The following is a 21,480-nucleotide window of genomic DNA, read 5'->3' on the forward strand; positions in this document are numbered from 1 at the left end:
TAGTTTTCTATTATGTTCAGACATGCCTCCATATCAAGGATTCAAGAGGATTTTTAAAATTTAAATGAACTATAGTTTCCCTTAATTTTCTATAGTGTATGACCATAATATGACCAGGGTGTGACCATTATTTTTGGAGTGAATGCAGCTTTTCTTTTGTAGAATGATATGATTTTGAGATGTGATAGTATGCCGTAAGTTACCTTTCCACTTAGGTGGAATTACAAGAAAGCAATTAAGAGTAATGTAGTATGACCATGAAGCGTAATGTTTTTATATATAATATAAACTAGAGATAAATATTTGTACCTATGACTATTTCCTTTTATTTTGAAGTTATATCCTTTTTACTGAATCAACAAGCTTGTAAAAGGGATTATTATCCTATTTAGATAGTGTATTAGCAGTTTTATAATGGATAATAGAGGAAAATCTCAAACCAGAGATATGTTAATCATAAAATAAAAGAGGGTACGTAATGGGAAAAGTATATGAAGCCAGTACGCTTTTAGCTTATGCAAAAGACAGGGTGCAGGCGTACAAAGCATTTGATGAACAGTTAGATGCATTAAAAAAAGCCCTTCATGCCGTGGCTACACTGGATCATGAATTTCAAGGGAAAGGTGCCGACAGCATAAAAGGCTTTTATACATCACAAATAGATATGGTCAAGCATTGGAGAAGCCTTGTATCTTCACATCAATCCTATTTTAATAGCATTGCAGATTATGCGGAACAAGCTAAATTAAAAGGTGATACGGTTGTAGACGTATCATTTTTAGAGCAAGAGCTGGCTGTTGCTAATGATCGATCTAAGCAAATGGTCGAACAGCAGCACACTGAACTTGAAGCGATTTTAAGCAATATTGAAGATATTATACATATTACACCGTTTTCCACAGAGTGCTTTGAAGATGAGTTAAGCGCTGCTGAGAAAAAAAGAACAGAAACTATTACCGCAGTAGAAGAACTAGATAATCAACTTTCAAGTGAATATGAAATGTTAAATTCTTTCTATGAATCCGTTCAATTTAGCGTAAATGGTTTGGAACAGCTGACTTCTCAAGGCGGCAGCGCTTATCAGCTCACTTTTGATACCAAAGCTTACAAAAATAGCGAAGCATACAAAACACAGCAGCAAATTGATAAAGTCGCTTCAGGTTATGTAGAAGGAAAAGCTGAACAAAAACAAGAAATTAAAGAAAGAAAAGCAGCCATTGAAGCTGAGAGACAAAGACAAATCCAAGCCAATAAGCCGTGGTATGAAAAAGGCCTGGATATTGCAGGAGAACTTACTGGATACTATGATTTTAAACGAGCCGTAGACGGAGTCGATCCGGTTACGCATAAGAAACTGTCTGCTACCCAGCGAGTCACGGCTGGAGCAATGGCAGCAGCTGGATTTATCCCGTTCGTAGGCTGGGCAGGACGAGCGGTAAAAGGCGGAAGCGTTGTCTACAAAACGGCAAAAGGCATGAGTGCTGCGCATCGTGCAATGGCTCTTTACCAAACACCTAAAGCGTTTAAAGTGCTTGAACAAACAGAAAAAGGATTGTATGGACTTGTCTTAACAAATGGCATGTATGAGTATACAATGGGGAAGGACTTACTAGGAAATAAGCTTACTAAAGAAGAGCAGCAGGCTAGTTTGTTTCAATCCTTTGGGATTGCGACAGGCGGTTTACTTGCTTCAAAAGCATCCACTCAGCTTGTCGAAAAAGGTGCACAGGCAGTCACGAAAAAGTTCAATGATATGCGCAACGTAGTTCGTACAAGTAAAGTGACTCAATATGGAAAAGACATTCAGCAGGCGATGCGAAAAATGCCAGCAGCTGGTGTTGATAAAGCCAAAAAGATGTATGATGCGATATTAGATGCGAAAGTACCTAGGTTCTTACCGCAGGAAGCACCAGTGGGTGTGAGTGTAGACTTTGCGCAGCAAACTGTACGGGATGTGTTGAAGAGTACGGCTAAAGATACGATGCATTTTATGGGGAAAGACTACTTTGACGGAAAACGTTGGCGTGATGCTAGGGGAAGGTTTATAAAGAAGAAAGATCCAAACCATGTTAGTAAGATGGAAAATAGTCATGTTGAATCTTTAAAAGAAGATTCAAAAATTGATAAAACAACACATTCGATTTCGGTAGTAGAAAATAATACTAACAGATATAGCGGTACTGGAGTCAAAATTAATTCTGACTTAATAAAGAGGTATATTAAAGATGTTGAAATGAGAACATCGAGAAAACTGTCAAAAAATCAAATAGAGAAGCTTAAAGAGACCTTAAGAAATAAGGAATATCAAAAACTTTCTCCTATAGAAACGCGGAAGCATCGACGGGCCTTTAATAAAATTAAAGATAAACTTATTGAGGAATGGGAGATAAAAACGGGGCAAAAATGGCCCACTTACAGTGAAGATATTATTTCAGAGAATACAGGTGAACCAGTTAGAAGAAAAGGCGATAAATATGATGCACATCATATAATTGAAAATAGCTTTCGTGGAGAACATGAATGGTGGAATATACACCCCGCAAAATTTCCAAATGAACATCAGTCTGGTATTCATGGTACTGGATCACCGGCGAATGAATTATTTAAAGGAGATAATTAAATTATGAGATACGATTTTGTTAAGAATCAAAAAGATAATCAATTTTATCCTGTAAGTAAAAATGATATTGAAGAGGTAGAAGGAACATTAGGATTAAAGTTCCCTTTTGAATTAAGGAAGTTTCTTTTAGAGGTTGGTTATGGCTTCCTCCAAAGATCAGAATATAATATCAATCGTATTATGGGGCCTTCTTCTATCAGAGATGCTAGATTAAAAGTTAATGATTTTGAATTTTATCCTGATATAGAAGTTTACGAAGATCTGGAGGAGGACAAATTAATATTTTTTGAAGCTAATGAAAGTGCGTTGCTACTAATAGAAATAAGTGAAGAACAAAATAATGCTATTTATTATGATGATATAAAAATCGCAGATTCCTTAGAAGAATTTTTAAAGAAAATCATGGAAGATGATAAGTATTATATTGATTTAGAATAATACAATATTTATTGAATATTAAAGACTTTATTTATATTAAATAATGAACGATAGACAAAATAAAGAACCCAACAAATAAAAAAACATTGGCTAAGCTTTAGTCAATGTTTTTTATTTAGGAAGATATTGTTAAGAAGGTACATTTATAGAAAGACAAACCTTTCTATAAATATAAATTGCAATATATCCTTAAAACCGATTTTAATATGGATTATAATGGTACATAGAATGTGAGAAAAAATTTTTAGGAGGCTATATATGGCGATATCTATGGAAAAGGCGTTTTCTGGAATTATAAATCGGGAAGTGACGGCTGAAGAAGTAGATAGAGATGTGAAGCTAAAAAAAGGGCTAGAATGTAATTGTTGCGGTATCCCTGTGTATCATCGAACTAAGCATCTAAGGAACGAGGTCTGGATTCCAGCTCATTTTTATCGCAAAGTTGAACACGATTATTCCTGTAAATATAACACAGTGGGACAGGTTTCTATAATAGCCCGTCAATCCAATGACAAAATTTTAGAAAATATAGATCAGAAAAATTTTACGTTTCGACTAACAATGATCCATGAACAGTTAAATAAGGTAAAAGAAGGTGAATATTCTAAAAAAGACAATGCGTCAATAAATAATAGGCAAAAAAATCGTAGTTATCAAGCTAGAGGTAAATTAACTCCCTATTTAGCTACTATGAAAAAAATTATTGAGTTACGAAATATTTTGGAAACAGATACAGAATTACACTCTATAATTAAGATTGAAATGTACAATAAGAAAATTGCTTGGAATAATTTTTATTATGAATCTAATTATTATACAAAGGCTTTCAACTATTTGAAAAAGCTAGAGTGGAAAGATAATCACCCTCTTTGTATTGAAGGGATTGTACGTGGTGTTAAATCTTTAGATCAAGAAGGTAGATATGCAGTTGGCCTTCGTTTTGGTGATAAAAGAACAAACGATCAAGGTTTAACCCTAATTTCATCTCCTTCTATTTTTGGTAATGAACAAGATGTTTCATCTGAAATATTTAAGGAAGGACAGCGTATTGTGGTATGTGCTTTATGTACTGCTCGAGAAAAAAACACATATCTGAATATAAATATTTCCCTATATCATAAAAATCAAATTGTGATTTTAGAAAACTCATAAAGTCAGTAGCGAAATAAAGAGAGGCAATAAATGAATATTATTAAATTATTTGAGTCAGAGCTAAGAAATTTAGATACAAATTATTTTATTTTAGATACTAAAGGAAAACTGGCGGATTATGGGGATATAGATTTTGTTTCCTATGATTGGTCGCCTAGTAAATATAATAAAGTCAAAGAGGGGGACTTATTTCTCTATAGACGTCCAAGTAAAGCTTCAGAAACTCGGAAATTTTATTTTTTTGGAGCTGGAAAAATTGAAAAAAATAGAGAAAATTGGTGTAGATAGAGTGAGAGGGATAATTGAAAAAGCATTACCCTTTGAGAGGAAGCTTTTTCCTGAAGAACTTGACCTTTACATATGGAAATTTAAACAGCGGGGATTAAATTGGAAACACTTTTTTAATCAATATGGAATGAATCATATAGTCAAAGATGATTTTTTAGGAATTCTCGAAATAGCATTTAAACATGACTTAGAGGTACAAGATGCTAAGTTAGAGGTAAGCTTAATTCAGCAACAACAAAGAAAACACTTCTTTGTAGAAGATCAAGTAACAGAACAAAAAAGAAGAGTAGGTCACAAAGTATTTGCAGATCAAGTAAAATTAAACTATGGGTATCAATGTGCTATTACAGGAATTAGATTACAAGAATTTCTAGTTGCTTCTCATATCATTCCTTGGTCTCAAAGTAAAAAAGATAGACTAGATCCGCAGAATGGCATTTGTTTATCGACATTAGTAGATAAGGCATTTGATAAGGGCTATCTAACAATTACATCTGAGTATAGAGTTCTTCTTTCACCGGCATTAGAAAAGGATGTTATTCTTTATAACCTATTAAAACCTTATGGAAATAAAAAAATTAAATATCTTAAATTTGCTCCACCTAAGAGAGAATTTCTCCAATGGCATGCAGAACATGTATTTAAGCGTTATATTGAATAATGAAGCCAGTACATTTCTTTTTTATATTGAAATAGGTGTTGACTTTAACTTTACTCGAATAGGTACAAATAGTGTAAAATATACTTTTTAATTTAATAGAGATGATTTTGAAGGTTTACAGGTGAAATCAATCAAAGAATTAATTACAAAAGACCACCAAGTTAGTTAAGAAGTTTGACGGGTAAAAAAATAGATTTCTGCAATTTTCTACTATGTTCAAAATGTTTTTATATTAAGGGGTTAAGGGTGATTTTGAAAATTAAATGAACTATAGTTTTCTTTAATTTTCTGTAGCGTGTAAAAAAAATCTGATCAATATTTTTGTGGTAAACGTAGCTTGCCTTTTATAGAATGATATGATTTTGAGATGTGATGGTATGCCGTATTTATTAAGTGGATTATATATTTTTAAAGATTCTCATCAAAGAAACCTAGGTTATTTAATAAAGAAAAATGATCATTTCCTAAACATGGGTTCTTTGATTCGCTAAGCTTATCATTCTTTCAGTATAAGTATGATAGTAGGGAGGAGTATACTTTACAGTCCGGCGTTTTTTGTTTAGGAAAAAGCTGTGTGAAGATAAATTAAAACAATGAAAAATATGTTATTCATCCGGGTTATATTATTATAGAGATAAGATACAGGGCATGACAAAAAATAAAAACAGAGCATTCGTACTTGCTCTGTTTTTATCTTAGCTTTAATTAGTTATAAAATTTATAAAATAAACCGCTTGAGCTAAAGTTTCTATTACTTCCTGGATTATTATTGATCGCAAGCAATTCCATCTCCATCACGATCTAAGTGTTTAGCATATCCTGGTTCACCTTTATGAATTGGTGCTGCACCAGCTTCACGTACTGCAGTACAATTTTTGTAAAAAACGTTGTTTGCTGCTTGTTGGCGTTGTTCTTCAGCAAGACGAGCTGCCTCTTCTTGCTTTTGTTTTTCTTCAGCTAATCTTTTAGCTTCTTCTTCTTTCTTGCGTTGTTCCTCTGCAAGGCGAGCTGCCTCTTCTTGTTTTTGCTTTTCTTCAGCTAATCTTTTAGCTTCTTCTTCTTTCTTGCGTTGTTCCTCTGCAAGACGAGCAGTTTCTTCTTTTTTATCTTTTTCTTGATCTAATTTCTTAGTTTCTTCGTTCTCTTTTGAACTTACTTCAACACTTTCATTGTTTTTGTTAGGTTTAGAGGTCTTAGTTTCCTGCGGATCTTCACCGAATATAATGATACTAGCAATTAATAGAATAAAAAGATAAGTAAGAGATGCAATTGATCTTTTCCACCATTTTCCGCTACGGAAACCTAGAATTTTTTGATACCATTTTCGAGTCTTTATTTTAAAGGAGACTCCCTCTTCAGACAGTAAGGATTCAAATTTTTTCCCGGAATTGTTTAGTATAAGTCTACCTTCATCACCTGCAATCTCAGTTTTGAGAGCAAAATGATCAATAATCATACCATCAAAAAATGAGAAGGACCATGAAAAAACTTTTTTAGCTTTTCTATGCTCATTGTCATATTCATAAAGATAAACAAGCTTATCAACAACAATAAAGTTACCTTTTTTATCTTTTTCACGATAGTGACCCTCTATAATAAGGGGGGCATCAGGGTGTTTTTCTTTTAATAATCTATTGCCATTTTTAGAAAATCCCATATCATCACGTTTCATAAGGAACGCAGTAGTTTTGGTACTATCTTCTTTGAGTTCATTTAACCTTTCAGCATGTAGAAAATAATCAAAGTTATGGGTAACAGTTGTGAGAATATTAATATTAGGGTTTAAAATCTTCTCTTCCAAAATATCTAAAAATTCTTGAGTATCATCATTCTTTTTAATATCATCAAATCTTTGAGAAGTATAGCCCACAAATATGGTTAATTTCCACTCATTTTTGTCTTTTTCATCGGCTTGGATATTCATATCATTAATATCCTTGTACTCAAAAGCACGATGTTCGTGTTTAGTGATAAATAACAATCTATAGTTAGTAAGCACGAGTATGCCATCTACTTCTTTTCCACTTTTCTTGTCAAACTCAGCCTCAATAACTTTTAGTATAATTTCATCCAGACTAAGGACATTATGTTCGGCATGAATAAGTAATTTCTCATACTTAGATTTTACTGCACTTTGTGACATTGTAGGTTTATTTCCAAACCATTTCTGCATATTCTGCATAGTTGACCTCCTGTTAATTGTAAACATTAAAATGCACAATTTTAATCTTACACCAAGTAACGTTAAAATTGTAAAAAAAATCATAAATATATAATTAGGAATTATATAAAGTTAGAATAATTAATTAAGTTAGTTTTATTAGCATGACAGGCTCAATCGGTAACCTTGTCTATATAATTATCAAGATAATGCAATACTACAAGCTAGTTTAATATTTAACCAGGTTTAATATTGACAGTGATTTATCGTTTTGAAAGGACAAGTCAGGTGGATAAGTAATTACTAAAAAATTGTTTATAGAGGGTGAGCATATTTTGAATATTTCTCCTGGCATTTTGAAATTTGTAAAAAAAATGAGCGTCAGGTATATTATTATCTCCAAAATAGGGAAGAAGAAAAAATGAGATTGATAATGAGTTAGCAGATGTGATAGAAAACCTTGCTTATGAGAATAATTGCTTTCTTAATCAAAATGTAGCTAACCGTATACAAGATTATCTTCAAGAGTTAACGGTATTCGGTTAGGAGAAGTCCTCATAGGGGCCAAAATTTCAGCGGGGGCCTCAATGTAACTAAAAAAAATTTATATTTTTGCATTGTTAAACGCTTTTGGAGTATAGGTATGAAGGAAGAATATTATAAAAGGCAATCAAAGAAGATAATGAGAAATTGGATATGTCTTTTCAGAGTACCTAGTATAAGGAAATATAAAGCGTGTCTTAAAGAATGTAGAAAAATTGAAGTGCTATGTTATGAAAAATTTAGGTTTGAAATGAAGAGTATCTTATCGAAATTTTAACATCCAATATTGGTACTGAAACAAGCGATATTAAAAGAAATTGTAGTGAGATTTTAAAAAACTTTAATTTGGTGGTGATTCTTTGTCAAATTATCAAGTAAACAATACAAATGTTAATGCGCTTATAAGCTGGATTGAGCAGGGGATTGTTGCTATCCCTGAAATACAGCGTCCATTCGTTTGGAAACCTTCTAAAGTAAGGGATTTGCTAGATTCTTTATATAATGATTATCCCGTGGGATACATAATTACATGGCAAAATCCAGATGCCCGTCTTAAAGATGGGACGATCTCTCATGGTAAGAAAATTTTAATTGACGGTCAGCAGCGTGTGACAGCTATTATGGCTGCTATCGCAGGAAAAGAAGTGGTTACGAAGGATTATAGTAAAAGAAGAATAACAATTGCTTTTAACCCAATAGAAGAAACATTCGAAGTACAGAACCCCGCTATTTTAAAAGATAAAAGGTGGATTCCAGATATCTCGGAGGTGTTCAAACAAGGTTTCGATACCTTTGGATTCATTAATCGTTACTGTGAACAAAACCTTGAGATTAGTAACAACAAGCTAAATGAAATTTTACAAAAACTAACAAGTGTTCGGTATAGTTCGATCGGTGTTATTGAATTAGCACACACTTTAGATATTGAAATAGTAACGGAAATATTTATCCGCATAAATTCAGCAGGGGTTAACTTGAGTCAAGCCGATTTTGCAATGTCAAAAGTTTCGGTGAACGATATATACAACGGTCCTTTAATTAGAAAAACAATAGATTACTTTTGTCATTTAATTAAAAGTCCTTCCATCTATGATAATATTGTTCAAAACGACGAGGAGTTTGCTCAATCTGAGGACTTCAAAAAAATAAAATGGTTGAAAGAGTATAATACCAATATTTACGAACCTAGCTATTCTGACTTGTTAAGAGTATCTTTTACATTTAAGTTTCTTCGCGGTAGATTATCAAATTTAGTTAGCTTATTGTCAGGAAGAGACTTTGAAACAAGAGAATATAAAGAAGAAATTATTGAAGATTCCTTTAAAAAGCTGCATGATGGAGTTCTGAAATTTGTAAACGAGACGAACTTTAAGAGGTTTATTATGATTTTAAAATCTGCTGGTGTTATTAATTCTAAGATGGTACGTTCGCAAAATGCTCTAAACTTTGCCTATACATTGTTTTTGTTATTACGTGAGAAAAATGTGAATGACTCCCTCATAAATCAAGTTGTTAGAAAGTGGCTTGTTGCGTCAATAATGACTGAACGGTATTCGGGTTCACCGGAGTCAATGTTCGACTTTGATATTAAACGTTTTGCAGTGCACGAAAACCCTATAGATTATGTAAATAAAATGGAGGCCGGTGAGTTATCTAATGCTTATTGGGATAATATAATGCCTGCAAATTTAAACACTTCTGTCTCAAGTAGTCCATATTTCAATTTATACGTAATGTCTCAAATTTATGATAAAGACAAGGCTTTTTTATCAAAATCAGTAACTGTTCAGCAATTAATTGAAGAAAGAGGGGATGTTCATCACGTTTTCCCTAAAAAATATCTACAATCCAACGGCTACAACAGTAATAGGCAGTATAATCAAATTGCAAACTACGCTTATACGGAACAAGTTGTTAATTTAGCCATTAAAGCAAATTCTCCAAAGGAATACATGGCACTGATAAAGGCTCAGATTAATGGGCAGCAAATGAAAATTGGTGAAATTAATAACATGGATAGTCTTGAAAAGAATCTAAAAATGAACTGTATTCCAAAATCTATATTTGAAATGAAGTCAAGTGATTACGAAGGTTTCTTAGAAGAAAGACGAAAACTTATTGTTGAAAAAATTCATGATTATTATAATAGGTTATAATTTGTTTGTATACATAGAGGTGTATGATTTTTAAAATTATGTGCCTTTTGTATTCTTAATATGATACAGAGACATTAAGAAACTTTTTGTGGTCTTTTATTATATCCTTTTTCAGTTGTATTATAATTCAATTTGGTATGAGTTGTTCCGGTGAATATCGAAGATGCAATAAGAAATGTAGTTGAAGAAATAGAAGATCATGCGCTAAAGTATCCAAATTTAGAGGGTGTTTATAAAAACAAAGTCAAGCAGTCTAAAACTATTGTGCGTAGAATTAAAAAGATGGATGATTTAAATAGATATTGAAAGAGATTTGAATTTGTTCCGCCAGTTAGTGATCAAAAAATAGAGCTAAAGGATACTGGGAAGGAATAGCTGAAAATGCAGTCAAATATTATAAAAAGTTTATTGAATCGTTTATAGTGAGAGGAGTAATAGACTTTATTATTAATTTCCTAAAAAAACCTCTAATAAGGTTTGGAGTCACTCGAGGTACCAAGAAGCATTAAAGTATATTGATGTTTCTAAAATTTAAAATCATTTAAAGAGGTGAGAAGATTTGATCTTTCACCTCTTTAGTTACACAAAATAAAATGGTCTTGTTTTATTAGGAGGAAAAATGAAGAATCTTAAAGGAAAGTCAGAAGTTAGGTATGCTCTATGGCAAGCATATAGTAAGAAGTGTGCAATTTGTGGAGAGCCTATAGGTTACACACAGCTACAGATAGACCATATCATTGCAGAGAGTATTGAAAAAAATTATAATGAATTTTGCAGAGTATTAAAAAAATATCAACTACATAAGGATTTTCAGGTGAATAGTTTATATAATTTGAGACCTGCATGTGGTTATTGTAATAGAGAAAAAAGTTACTATGAAGCACCTGAGGAAATAACTGCAAAACTGTTAAGAAAAGCCAAGAATAAAATAAGTGATGTAAATAGAGAAATAAAAAAATACTTAGAAGAATCAAATTATGTACTTGAAATAGAGACTATGCGGAAGGCTGTTAAATCTGGAGAACTAAAATTAGAGGAATACATAGATCAAGTTAATAATTTTGTTTCTGACTATGGTAATGAATATTTTGAGTGTGAAAATGAATTCACAAATTTTCGTTCAATAAAATATTTTTCAGTAAAGTTGGATGGCTATCTCCCAAGACTTAACGAACCTGAAGGAAGCTGCTTATTCACATTTAGTAGTTTTTATATACGTGGTATGAACTTAACTTTATCGCATAATGAAATTCTTCAAACATTATTCAAGGGAACAAAAACTCCTATAGACCAATTAATGCGTCCTTACGTAATTGATAAATTAAGCGGAGACAATTATATTATACAATTAGGAAGTAGTAGGTTCAATCTGAGTAAGGATGAAACTATACATCTTTGTGAAGTAGTAGATAGGTTTATTAACGAGTATATAATAGCTATAGAAAAAATCGAGAAAGTATTATCTTGCAAAGAGTTTCTTCCATTAAGTAAGGATTTGAAAAAGTATAAGCTTATGAAGCTACATAAGGAATTTTGGAGATTAATGCTAAAGTTTGCAGATGAACATGATAATTACCAAGGAAAAGGTAAATGGCATATTTTTGATTCATCAGGGCGAAATATAATTAAAGTTTATAATAGTGAACCAACCTTACAGTATAATTCAGGTTTTCATTGTGTTATTCATAGTTTAGTAGAGTCCAATGATAGTTGGGAACCTACAGAGGAAGTATGGCTAGTTTGGTGGGATGTTGAAAAGAATAAAAATTATGGGATAAGAGATTATTGGACAGTAGAACAAGCGTATCATTGGTTAACTAATGAATTTATCCCTATGGTAATGTATACATACGACCCCTCTCTTAAGAGGAATAAACTGGGGCTTAAGAAAGGCATTTCATTTGACGAGTATAAAAAGCTCAATAGCTTCGATAGCTTACATTCCCGGAATAGCGATCGTTATTTTGACATTTATAAAATTACTGGAGTTAATGAGTTAATCAACTTGGTGAACTCTTTACAGCTATATTACTCAGTAACTACAGAAACTTATTTTGAGAAAAAAGCAATTGAAAGTATTTATGATTTATTAATTTATATTCTAAGTATAAATTCTGATACTAATTTTTATTATATATGTTCAAAATTAAATATAAATCAAACGTCTAATTTAAATGATCTAAAAACACAAATAAATAAGAAAAAGGAAAATGAAAAATCTGGGAAGATTAATGGTGGAACCTTAGACATGTTACTAAGATCTGTCTCTGCAGCAGTGGAATATTCCCAAGAAATAATCAACCCTGATGAAATTAAACTAATTACTGAATACCTGGAACCTATTGTTGCAGATTATAATTTGAATAAATTAGTTAGAGTTTATCTTACAAGTAAATGAATGTTCTCACAATAATTTTATACTTCATAATGGTGATACCTGCACGAAGTAACGTTTATACCTTAAAAGATATTTATAAGAATAGAATTAAAAACTCATGATGGCAGTACCGTCATGAGTTTTTTTATTTACAACTTACTTAAAAATTCTAAAGTTATTAGAATATATTCTGTATGATGAAAAGAAGGAGAAAAAATATGAAAAATAGTACTTCAAAAAGGAAACTATATTTTGATCCTATTATTTTTAAAAAGTTCTAGAGGATGGATATTTATCCTCAATTGCAAAGGAATTATTATATTCGAGAAGTGAGTCCAAGCAAAACTCCTATTTTCTAAGTGTTGGATAATAATTCATTCCAAAAATAGAGGAGAGAGTTTAAATTTATAGAACGTGCTGGTAAGCAGAAAACCATATATCAACCATTAGAAAGAAGACAAATAACATTGGTATGATGAGTTAAGGGAACAATATGGGGGTTACCTAGTGGTTATGGATTTTAAATATAAATAAAATATCTAAAAGCAGCAAATTCCTTTATATATTTAGTTACTTAAAATTATTGTAAATATTTAGGGTTTTTAATCTATTAGGTGTAAGCAGTACGTTATTTCTGCTTGATGGAATAACGGATTTATTTACTGCTTTATTTAAGGGTGTTATCAAAAGATGATATTAGAACAATAATGAATGTATTTGGTCATGCTTCGCAGGAGGGTGATAAGAAAGTGATGAAAAATTCAATAAATTATTCACTCATAATGAAAAAAGAGATCTAGAAGCATAAAATTACTTAGAGATCTTTTTATAAAGCTTATTGTCCTCAGGTATCCTCAAAAAATTTGTACCTATAAAAAACAAAAAACTGTTATGTTATATAGAAAAAATTTAATTTATTAGGTTTGTATTCGTTACTGTTATAGAAATATAAGGGTATTAAACTTCGAATATTTATGTTGTTTTATTATATATTTTTGTGAAAATCCTGATTATTGTAGTTGGAACAAAGATTAATTAGGTTGACAGGGTGATTATATCAATTCCAGTTTCTCTCTATAAATTGAAACGTAGGCTGTAAATTAGTTTTATTAGCAATTGAAATAAGAGCGGGCACTACCGAAGGATCTGTTTTAGAGAAATTAGGAATCCTCGGATTTAGCCTAAAAAACTGATCGCCTAAAAGCTCAGAGCTGACCATCGATTCATAGTAGCTTGATCCACCGGAGATAATCTGGAGAAACGGCAGCAACGGCTCATTTGGAGACCGGTCTAAAAGTACTCCCCAATTTGGCGGAAGATCTTCCATATCTTCAGGTCGTATGTTATCGGCACTCACCATTCCCCATCCCTTTGTATCTCTTCTTAATTGAGTTGGCTGTTCACCTGTTCCGATGGATAATACGGCAATTTGATCTAGCGGCTGTTTTGCTTTCCCTACTGCAAACGCTATACTAGCTGTGCTGGTATTAGTTGCTACTGTATACCCATCCACGTAGTTTTGATAAGCTCTTTGCGTTGCGGGAGCAGCGCTGCTCCTAAGTATTACGTCACTCGCTTTTTCGGTAAGATAGGGAGAACCTGGGAAGTTGTGAAATAATACAGGATTCCAACGATTCAGCTCCGGTGCAAACAAGTGAAAGGCAGGCACAACAATTCGTTTCTTTAAGTCTCTAAGGCGAAGGTCTCGGGGGAAAAACGTTCGTATGGCTTTAATAAAACCAGAATAAGGTACTTGTTGGTTAAAAACAGGTCCGCCCGGTCGAGAAACGCTGAACGCTGGTAAGATGTGATCTTTGAAAAACTGAAACGTCTCTTCTGGTGATCTTCCGCTTGCTAATGCAAGAGCGGTGAATGAACCAATCGAATTTCCTGAAAAAACATTGGTTTCCCTAATTAACTTTGGGTTTTGATGAGCCAATCTATTCAAAAGCTGTAAACTTAAAGCACCTAAAGTACCGCCTCCATCAAAGGTCATAATCCGATATGTTGTCAAAGGTGATTTCTCCTTTCGAATTTCATGAGAGGTATTATTCTGTATATGTTTATTTTATGTGTTGTAGAGGTATGAGTATCTCTTTTATTTGATTCTTTAGGAGTCGGGTAAGTAGGTAAGCATATGAGGAAAGGCTCCATTAAGTATATAAAAATACAACGAGAATAGGGTGAGGATACGCTTAATTGGCAGTGTGGGCATTTATTATGCACATACTTTGTTTATAATGGGTGATGAGAAAGTTATAAAGTACAAGCTTCAAAAAGGCTTGAAGGAAAATGTGTTAATCTTAATCAAAGATAATAACTGTAATTGGAGGAATCAATAAAGGATAGGCTGTTTAAAGAGTCAAGTGGTTTACATGAATAGCTCCGCAATGAGTGATATAATACTTATTGGATATTTAAATATTTATATTGAAAAGCGAACAGCAGATAAAATAAATCATTTAACAAATAATCCTATCGATTTCTTATAAAATAATTAAAATCAAATTCTTTTGTATGAAAGAATATATTTTTGAATAGGTATACTGTTTATTATAGTATACCTATTTATCTGCCATACACTTCAAGATGAAAAACGAGTACAAAGTAATAAGATTAAAAAAGTGGCCAATCGAATAGCCATATAAATAGTGGTTAAAGGAAAATCATGAGAGTAAGGAAAGAGGCATATCACAATGAAAGAAAAGTTACTTCATATGCGAGATAAGCTAAATGACATTAGTAAACGAAACCGCTCTATACGTTTGCTAAAACTATATAACAAATGGAGCTTTGATCTGACGGAACTTGATAAAAGAATAGAAAATGGCTTAGCAGAGAAAGTTGTCCAACAGGTATTTACTAATTCGAAAAGCGATATTTCTATCGTCTCTCCGAAAATGGATGATGAAGAAACGCTTTATTTGTCAAAAAAGCTAACAGACCTTTATCGGAACGTCAAATCTATAGAAGATGAATCAGGTGTTCACGACTTTTACTTGGGGTACCCGTTTTTAGCAGGTACAATGAGCGATGGTACATTTTTTCAAGCACCGCTTTTTCTTTATCCAGTAAGGTTGGAGAAAAATAATACTAATCAACAAAAGTGGATATTGCGAAAAACGGAGGAAGAACCTCAACTGAATCGAACACTTTTTTTAGCATTTAAGAAAGTAAATAACTTAACCTTTTCTGATGAATGGCTTGAAGAAGCAAACAATTTAGCAGTTAAAAGAGATTTAAAATCATGGATAAGTTGGTTAGCAGAGTTTGATCGTCATATATCTTATGAAGAGACAGGTTTGGTTAAATTAAAAGAATATAAAAGAGAAGATATACCAGAAATTTCAAATCTAACGCTTCTAGAACATGCTGTTATTGGTGATTTTCCACAAGGTGGCTCATCTTTAGTAAAAGATTACGAAGAACTAATTAAAAAAAGTGAAGATAATAATTTAGCATTGGCTGAAGAATTAGTTGATCCTAAAGATAAATTAATTGACCAATCAATGCTTGGTTCTGGTGTAGAGGGTAAAGAAGATAAAATAATTAAAGAGCAAGATCAACTCTACTTGTTAGAGACAGATGGTTCTCAAGAAGATATTCTACGGGAAGCGCGTTTTCAAAAAGGGTTAGTGGTTCATGGTCCTCCAGGTACGGGGAAATCACAAGTTATTGTAAATTTAATAACAGATGCTCTTCATCAAAATAAGAAAATATTGGTTGTTTGTCAAAAACGAGCAGCTTTAGATGTTATCTATCAGCGTTTGGATAGTCTACAGTTGGCTTCACATACAGCTTTAATACATGATGAAAAGTCAGATCGAAAAGAACTCTATTTAGCTTTACAACAACTCTTGAATCACTCCCAAGAATCTTTTTCGCAAGCTTCTCAAGAGTTTCATGATATTTCCACTAACATCGCTAATCAGGAAGCCTTGCTTAGCAGGATATCTAAAGGCTTGTTTGAGCATCAAAAGTTTGGTTATCGATTATATGATTTGTATGGACAAGCGAAGCAAATGGACGAACTTCATTATTATATAGATTTATCTGATTCGATTTCACAGCTAAATAAAACGAAGCTAGAGGATCTTTTAGCCAATCTATATACTTATGCTGAGTGGTATGAACAATTTGGAAAAAAAGATTATCCGCTAAAAAACAGAAAATCTTACGCTAAGCTTGAGATAAAAGATAAGCTTCAAATGATTGAAACATTGAAGGGTGTTCTTGAAAGAGCAAAGCAATCTGTTGAATTTATAAACGAACTAAATCATGAAAAAATTACTCCTGCCTATACTTGGATGATTAATAATAAACTTGAAAAAATATATGATGATTTGGACGTCGAAAAAAGACGTACAATGCAAGGGATCAGACTGTGGATCTGGACATCTTTTACTGGAAAAGCTATTGTTGAAGAATTGTTGCTGGGAAGCAAATTTAAAGGTTTGAACTCACCAGAATGGATGAAGGTCCGTGACGGCTTAATTGTTATGCATAAATTAGCTAATGAAACAACAGCGATGGCCAACGAAATTGATAAGCTGAAAAGTTATATCGATAATGAAGAAATAGGTAGAATCAAAGAGCGCATTGCTAAAGGTGACATACCGTATGAAGAGTTAGATAAAATGTTGGAATACATCCATCGAGACTTTGATGATGTTAGGCAGATGGATGCATTTTATGAGGACAGTTCAGATCTTTCACGAACTGTTATAAATAAATTAAAGGATAAAGGCGATATTGAAGCTTTAAACGATTCCGGTTTTTCATCTCTATCTGAAATGTGGGTAGATGTAGTGAAGAATTCTACTTATATTCATTGGATTGATTTAATTGAAAAGAAATATCCCGAAGTTCAAAAAATATCAACAAACGAATTTAGTCGAATTCGAGATATATTTGCCAAAGCACTTATAGATAAAAGGGAAGCCTCCAAAAGATACTTACGCCATCAGCTATCGGAAATGTCTATGGATGTGAAGAGTACAAACTTAAGAAGAATTAAAGAATTAAAACATGAAGTAACTAAAAAAAGCAGAATTTGGCCAATACGCCGTTTGGTAGAACAATTCCATAATGATGGCTTATTCAATTTGATGCCAGTGTGGCTAGCTTCGCCCGAAACCGTATCTTCTATTTTTCCTCTAAAAGAAGGTTTATTTGATCTGGTTATTTTTGATGAAGCTTCTCAATGTACGGTAGAAAGCGGAATTCCTTCTGTTTATCGTGGAAAGCAAATTGTTGTAGCAGGAGATGAGAAACAACTTCCACCCTTCAATATGTTTCGAGCTGCTGCTAATAATCAAGATGATGAAGCAGAGTATGATATTGATGAATCAGAAAGTTTGTTAAATCTAGCAAAGCGCAGATTTCCGGAAAAAATTCTTCAATGGCACTATCGATCTAAGTCTGAAGAGCTTATTAATTTTTCTAATCATGCCTTTTATCAAGGTCAAATACAAATCGCACCAAATGTGGAGCCATTAAAGCAACCGCCTAATATGTTATGGAGAAAAGTAGAGGGCCAATGGTTAAATCAATGTAACGAAATTGAAGCAATAGAAGTTGTAGCCGTATTAAAGCAGCATTTAGTTCAAAAACCTCATCAAACATTGGGAATTATTACATTTAATGCAAAACAACAAGATAAAATACTGGATGTTATTGATAAAAAGCTCCAAGAAGATCCTGAGTTTAATGCTCTATACACTCAAGTGATGGGGAAAGACTTAGACGAGCGAATTTTTGTGAAGAATATAGAAAACGTTCAGGGAGATGAAAGAGACGTCATTCTATTTTCTATCGGTTACGCTAAAAATGAAGAAGGAAAGATTTTCAACCGGTTTGGTATGCTTAATCAACAGGGTGGAGAAAATCGATTAAATGTAGCAATTACACGTGCAAAAGAAAACATAGTGGTAATTTCAAGCATAGAGCCAGAAGAATTAAATGTATCAGCGACAGCAAATATCGGACCAAGATTATTAAAATCTTATTTGAAATATGTTAAAGCAGTATCTGGTATTCAGCATGATCAAATTAAGAGTGTCATCAATGAAATTACTGAAAGTGTGAATACACATATTCAAGAAAACAGTACACTTCAATTCGATTCTCCTTTTGAAGAACAAGTATACAAACAGTTAACAAACCTAGGTTATAACGTAACAACACAGGTAGGAATGTCAGGATATCGTATTGATCTTGCTGTTGTGCACCCTGATGATCCACAGCGTTATATATTAGGAGTCGAATGTGACGGAGCTATGTACCACAGTTCTCCAAGCGCTAAAGAACGAGATGTTTATCGCCAGCGTTTCTTAGAGTCACGTGGATGGAATATTGATCGGATTTGGAGCCGGAACTGGTGGAAAAATCCTTCTGGAGAAATTGAAAGAATTGATCAGCGCATCAAAGAAATAATGAAAAAAGAGAGAATTAAACAGAAGGTATCTCTTTAATATATTATATAAAGAAAACTTTAACTTAGAGAAGCACTTATTTTACAGGAAATAAGTGCTTTTTTTGTAGCTAAAGGGCGAAATTCAGCTAGTGAAAAGAGCATCAAGTTGGTGACGTAGACGAAGATAGCTCAAATGGAGTCCCTATTTTCATAAGTGAATGTTAACATATTTATGTACGATTAGGAGAGTAATAGTTGGATAAAAGTGATAACATGAAATCATTCACTTAAGAGCGAAAAGATAATTTGCAACAAAACTATATATAGGAGCTAAAAATAAACATGAACAGAGAAGAAGTACTACAAAAAATAAAGAACTTAAACATCTGGAAAAAAAGGGATCAAAGAGCTCCGCACAAACCATTGTTGATACTGTATGCCCTAGGTCAGCTACAGGCCAAGCAACGAATGCACCTGCCGTATAGGGAGGTGAAAATCCCTTTAAAAGAGCTGCTTATGGAGTTTGGACCTTCTCGGAGTTCCTACCATCCAGAGCATCCTTTTGTTCGTTTGACAGGAGATGGAATATGGGAGCTAAGTGAAGAAATTGATAAGCGTAGCTTTACCGATAAATATTTGCTGAGTACAAATATAATGGGCGGTTTTAGACAGGATGTTTATAACCTTTTTGATAATGATCCTACGCTTCTTCAAGACGCAGCACAATTTTTATTAAATGAGCATTTTCCAGATACAATTCATGAAGATATATTAAGAGCCGTAGGCTTGGATTTTGAAACACAGTTAAAGCGAAGAAGAGATCCGAAGTTTCGAGAGAAAATTCTTCAAGCTTACGGATATAGCTGCGCTGTTTGTGGGTTTAACGTTCGTCTTGGTCATAATTTAGTTGGCGTGGAGGCTGCTCATATTAAGTGGCATCAAGCGGGAGGACCAGATATTGAAAGTAACGGAATCGCGTTATGTTCAATGCATCATAAATTGTTCGATAGAGGAGTTTTTACTTTTTCAGATCATAATGAGCTGTTAGTGGCAACTCAAGCGCACGGGACGAATGGATTTGAAGAATGGCTTATGAAATTTCACGGGCAAAAGCTTAGAGACCCTATTCACCCTGCGTATCAGCCGAGTGAAGATTTTCTTGGATGGCATGTTAGAGAAGTATTTAGGGGACCTGCTAGATATCAAGCAGGTGATATAAATTAATTTTTGTGAATGATAGATTGCTGCGTCTATAATTAGGAAGTGATTTACATATTGTAATGTCAGTTAAAATACGTTCAAGAAGATATAAACGGAGGAAGAAAGATGCTACGAAAAAGCGGCGCGAAACGAATACAGGCTTGGTTTTACGATGATGATCCAAACGGGATTAAAGTATCTGAGGTGCCGAATACAACAATACAGGCTGTATTCATTCCCAGAAATAGTTTGAAAGATTTAAAGGGTGAAAGCGAAGTAGAAAAGCCCGGCATTTATTTTTTATTTGGAGAAGATAAAAAGGCATATATCGGAGAGGCAGAAGTGGGATATGACCGTTTAAGACAGCATGCTAGTCCATCAACAGGTAAAAGCTTTTGGGATGTGGCCGTGTTAATTGTCTCTAATGCTTCTCAAGATCAATTAGATAAAGTTGATGTAAAATACTTAGAACACATTTCTTATCTAGCAGCCATGAGCTCTGGTACATATGATATTAATCAAACCGTTCCGACAAAACCGTTTGTGCGTGAATTTAGACGAGACGACCTGATAGATATTTTTAATGTTATTAAAGTTTTACTTGGTGGATTAGGATTTTCAATTTTTGCGGATGCTTCAAGTGGAGGAGAATATGAAAGTGAAGCTGTACAGTCTGTTTATATACCAAAGAGTGAAGCAGAGCAACCGATAGAAAAGGTTGTTCAAGTTGAGACACACTTGTCAAAAGATATAAAATCAGTAATAGTAGAGGATGTTCTATATTGTAAACGCCGAGATGCGTACGCGACCGGGAAATATGTTAGCGATGGATTTCTTGTCTATAAAGGAGCTTTGCTTGCGAGCGAACAACAGCTAGAAGGAGCTAAACTTAAAAGGCAGCAAGACCATATTAATACTTTCTTAGCAAACGGTGTATTAGAAATAAAAGATGGTAGATACGTGCTGGTACAAGATCAAATTTTTTCTTCTATCTCAGCTGCGGCAGTGTTTGTGACACAGCGAAGAAGCAGTGGAACTTCTGAATGGAAAGATAAGAACGGGATAACAGCGCGTAATAAAATCGATCAAATGTTAAGTGCAGAAACAAAATAACTTAGATCTAAACCTTTGGATTTCAATAAGGATTTTAAAACATTGACATTCCCTCCCAAACCGCATACAATAGCTACTAATAAAAGCACACAAATTCGTTGAAGAGAATCAGTACGCTGCAAGTTTGTTCCACAGAGAGCTGGTGATAGCTGAAAGCCGGCGTTCAAGCTGCAGGGGAATATCCTCTCTGAGAAGTCAAACTGAACGATAAGTAAGTTTGAACGGTAGTCTACCGTTAAAAAGAACGCGTATGATTGTACGTTGCTGAGTGCTATTGATGAACGGATCAATAGAAGCCAGGGTGGTACCGCGGTTAAAACCCGTCCCTAGTCATAGGGACGGGTTTCTTTGTGTGC

13 protein-coding genes and 1 other annotated feature are annotated in these 21,480 nt (G+C 33.4%); of the genes, 11 read left to right on the plus strand and 2 right to left on the minus strand.

Going from position 1 to position 21,480, the window contains the following annotated elements:
- Positions 1-478 precede the first annotated feature (478 nt).
- The 5 genes from MMB69_RS10835 (at position 479) to MMB69_RS10855 (ending at position 5,159) form a co-directional block, all read left to right on the plus strand.
- Entirely contained in the window at positions 479-2,620 is a 2,142-nt protein-coding gene (locus MMB69_RS10835) for a T7SS effector LXG polymorphic toxin (RefSeq protein ID WP_221813238.1), read from the plus strand.
- Positions 2,621-2,623: 3 nt separating this feature from the next.
- Complete coding sequence (locus MMB69_RS10840) at positions 2,624-3,058, plus strand: SMI1/KNR4 family protein (protein ID WP_221813240.1); 435 nt, start codon at positions 2,624-2,626, stop codon at positions 3,056-3,058.
- Between the two features lie 258 nt (positions 3,059-3,316).
- The gene (locus MMB69_RS10845; protein ID WP_221813242.1) at positions 3,317-4,210 is read left to right on the plus strand and encodes a hypothetical protein; all 894 of its coding nucleotides are present in this window, start codon (positions 3,317-3,319) and stop codon (positions 4,208-4,210) included.
- A gap of 30 nt (positions 4,211-4,240) precedes the next feature.
- The gene (locus MMB69_RS10850) at positions 4,241-4,498 is read left to right on the plus strand and encodes a hypothetical protein (protein WP_277447707.1); all 258 of its coding nucleotides are present in this window, start codon (positions 4,241-4,243) and stop codon (positions 4,496-4,498) included.
- Entirely contained in the window at positions 4,467-5,159 is a 693-nt protein-coding gene (locus MMB69_RS10855; RefSeq protein WP_277447708.1) for an HNH endonuclease, read from the plus strand. The genes MMB69_RS10850 and MMB69_RS10855 overlap by 32 nt, the downstream gene beginning before the upstream one ends.
- A gap of 766 nt (positions 5,160-5,925) precedes the next feature.
- Here the strand turns inward: MMB69_RS10855 and MMB69_RS10860 are convergent.
- Positions 5,926-7,341, minus strand: a complete 1,416-nt coding sequence (locus MMB69_RS10860) for an excalibur calcium-binding domain-containing protein (RefSeq protein ID WP_277447709.1) — start codon at positions 7,339-7,341, stop codon at positions 5,926-5,928.
- Positions 7,342-8,222: 881 nt separating this feature from the next.
- Here MMB69_RS10860 and MMB69_RS10865 point away from each other — a divergent pair.
- From MMB69_RS10865 to MMB69_RS10875, 3 genes are all read left to right on the plus strand, one after another.
- The gene (locus MMB69_RS10865; protein WP_277447710.1) at positions 8,223-10,019 is read left to right on the plus strand and encodes a GmrSD restriction endonuclease domain-containing protein; all 1,797 of its coding nucleotides are present in this window, start codon (positions 8,223-8,225) and stop codon (positions 10,017-10,019) included.
- A gap of 150 nt (positions 10,020-10,169) precedes the next feature.
- On the plus strand, positions 10,170-10,325 hold the full coding sequence (locus MMB69_RS10870; protein WP_277447711.1) for a hypothetical protein: 156 nt from the start codon (positions 10,170-10,172) through the stop codon (positions 10,323-10,325).
- 313 nt (positions 10,326-10,638) lie between these two features.
- Complete coding sequence (locus MMB69_RS10875; protein ID WP_277447712.1) at positions 10,639-12,417, plus strand: HNH endonuclease; 1,779 nt, start codon at positions 10,639-10,641, stop codon at positions 12,415-12,417.
- Between the two features lie 1,036 nt (positions 12,418-13,453).
- Here the strand turns inward: MMB69_RS10875 and MMB69_RS10880 are convergent.
- Positions 13,454-14,410 (minus strand): patatin-like phospholipase family protein, encoded by a 957-nt coding sequence (locus MMB69_RS10880; RefSeq protein WP_277447713.1) that lies wholly within the window; start codon positions 14,408-14,410, stop codon positions 13,454-13,456.
- A gap of 682 nt (positions 14,411-15,092) precedes the next feature.
- Here MMB69_RS10880 and MMB69_RS10885 point away from each other — a divergent pair.
- From MMB69_RS10885 to MMB69_RS10895, 3 genes are all read left to right on the plus strand, one after another.
- The gene (locus MMB69_RS10885; RefSeq protein ID WP_277447714.1) at positions 15,093-18,869 is read left to right on the plus strand and encodes an AAA domain-containing protein; all 3,777 of its coding nucleotides are present in this window, start codon (positions 15,093-15,095) and stop codon (positions 18,867-18,869) included.
- Between the two features lie 284 nt (positions 18,870-19,153).
- Complete coding sequence (locus tag MMB69_RS10890) at positions 19,154-20,035, plus strand: phosphorothioated DNA-binding restriction endonuclease (protein ID WP_277447715.1); 882 nt, start codon at positions 19,154-19,156, stop codon at positions 20,033-20,035.
- A 102-nt stretch (positions 20,036-20,137) separates the two neighbouring features.
- Positions 20,138-21,124, plus strand: a complete 987-nt coding sequence (locus MMB69_RS10895) for a GIY-YIG nuclease family protein (RefSeq protein ID WP_277447716.1) — start codon at positions 20,138-20,140, stop codon at positions 21,122-21,124.
- A gap of 89 nt (positions 21,125-21,213) precedes the next feature.
- Positions 21,214-21,455: a binding site (T-box leader), on the plus strand.
- Positions 21,456-21,480: the final 25 nt, after the last annotated feature.

Origin of the sequence: Priestia sp. P5 (assembly GCF_029522155.1) — a bacterium.
Taxonomy (GTDB): Bacteria; Bacillota; Bacilli; order Bacillales; family Bacillaceae_H; genus Priestia; species Priestia megaterium_E.

Coding starts and splice junctions, on each gene's coding strand:
- MMB69_RS10835 (WP_221813238.1), top strand. CDS start 479: ATGGGAAAAGTATATGAAGCCAGTACGCTTTTAGCTTATGCAAAAGAC.
- MMB69_RS10840 (WP_221813240.1), top strand. CDS start 2,624: ATGAGATACGATTTTGTTAAGAATCAAAAAGATAATCAATTTTATCCT.
- MMB69_RS10845 (WP_221813242.1), top strand. CDS start 3,317: ATGGCGATATCTATGGAAAAGGCGTTTTCTGGAATTATAAATCGGGAA.
- MMB69_RS10850 (WP_277447707.1), top strand. CDS start 4,241: ATGAATATTATTAAATTATTTGAGTCAGAGCTAAGAAATTTAGATACA.
- MMB69_RS10860 (WP_277447709.1), bottom strand. CDS start 7,341: ATGCAGAATATGCAGAAATGGTTTGGAAATAAACCTACAATGTCACAA.
- MMB69_RS10875 (WP_277447712.1), top strand. CDS start 10,639: ATGAAGAATCTTAAAGGAAAGTCAGAAGTTAGGTATGCTCTATGGCAA.
- MMB69_RS10885 (WP_277447714.1), top strand. CDS start 15,093: ATGAAAGAAAAGTTACTTCATATGCGAGATAAGCTAAATGACATTAGT.
- MMB69_RS10890 (WP_277447715.1), top strand. CDS start 19,154: ATGAACAGAGAAGAAGTACTACAAAAAATAAAGAACTTAAACATCTGG.
- MMB69_RS10895 (WP_277447716.1), top strand. CDS start 20,138: ATGCTACGAAAAAGCGGCGCGAAACGAATACAGGCTTGGTTTTACGAT.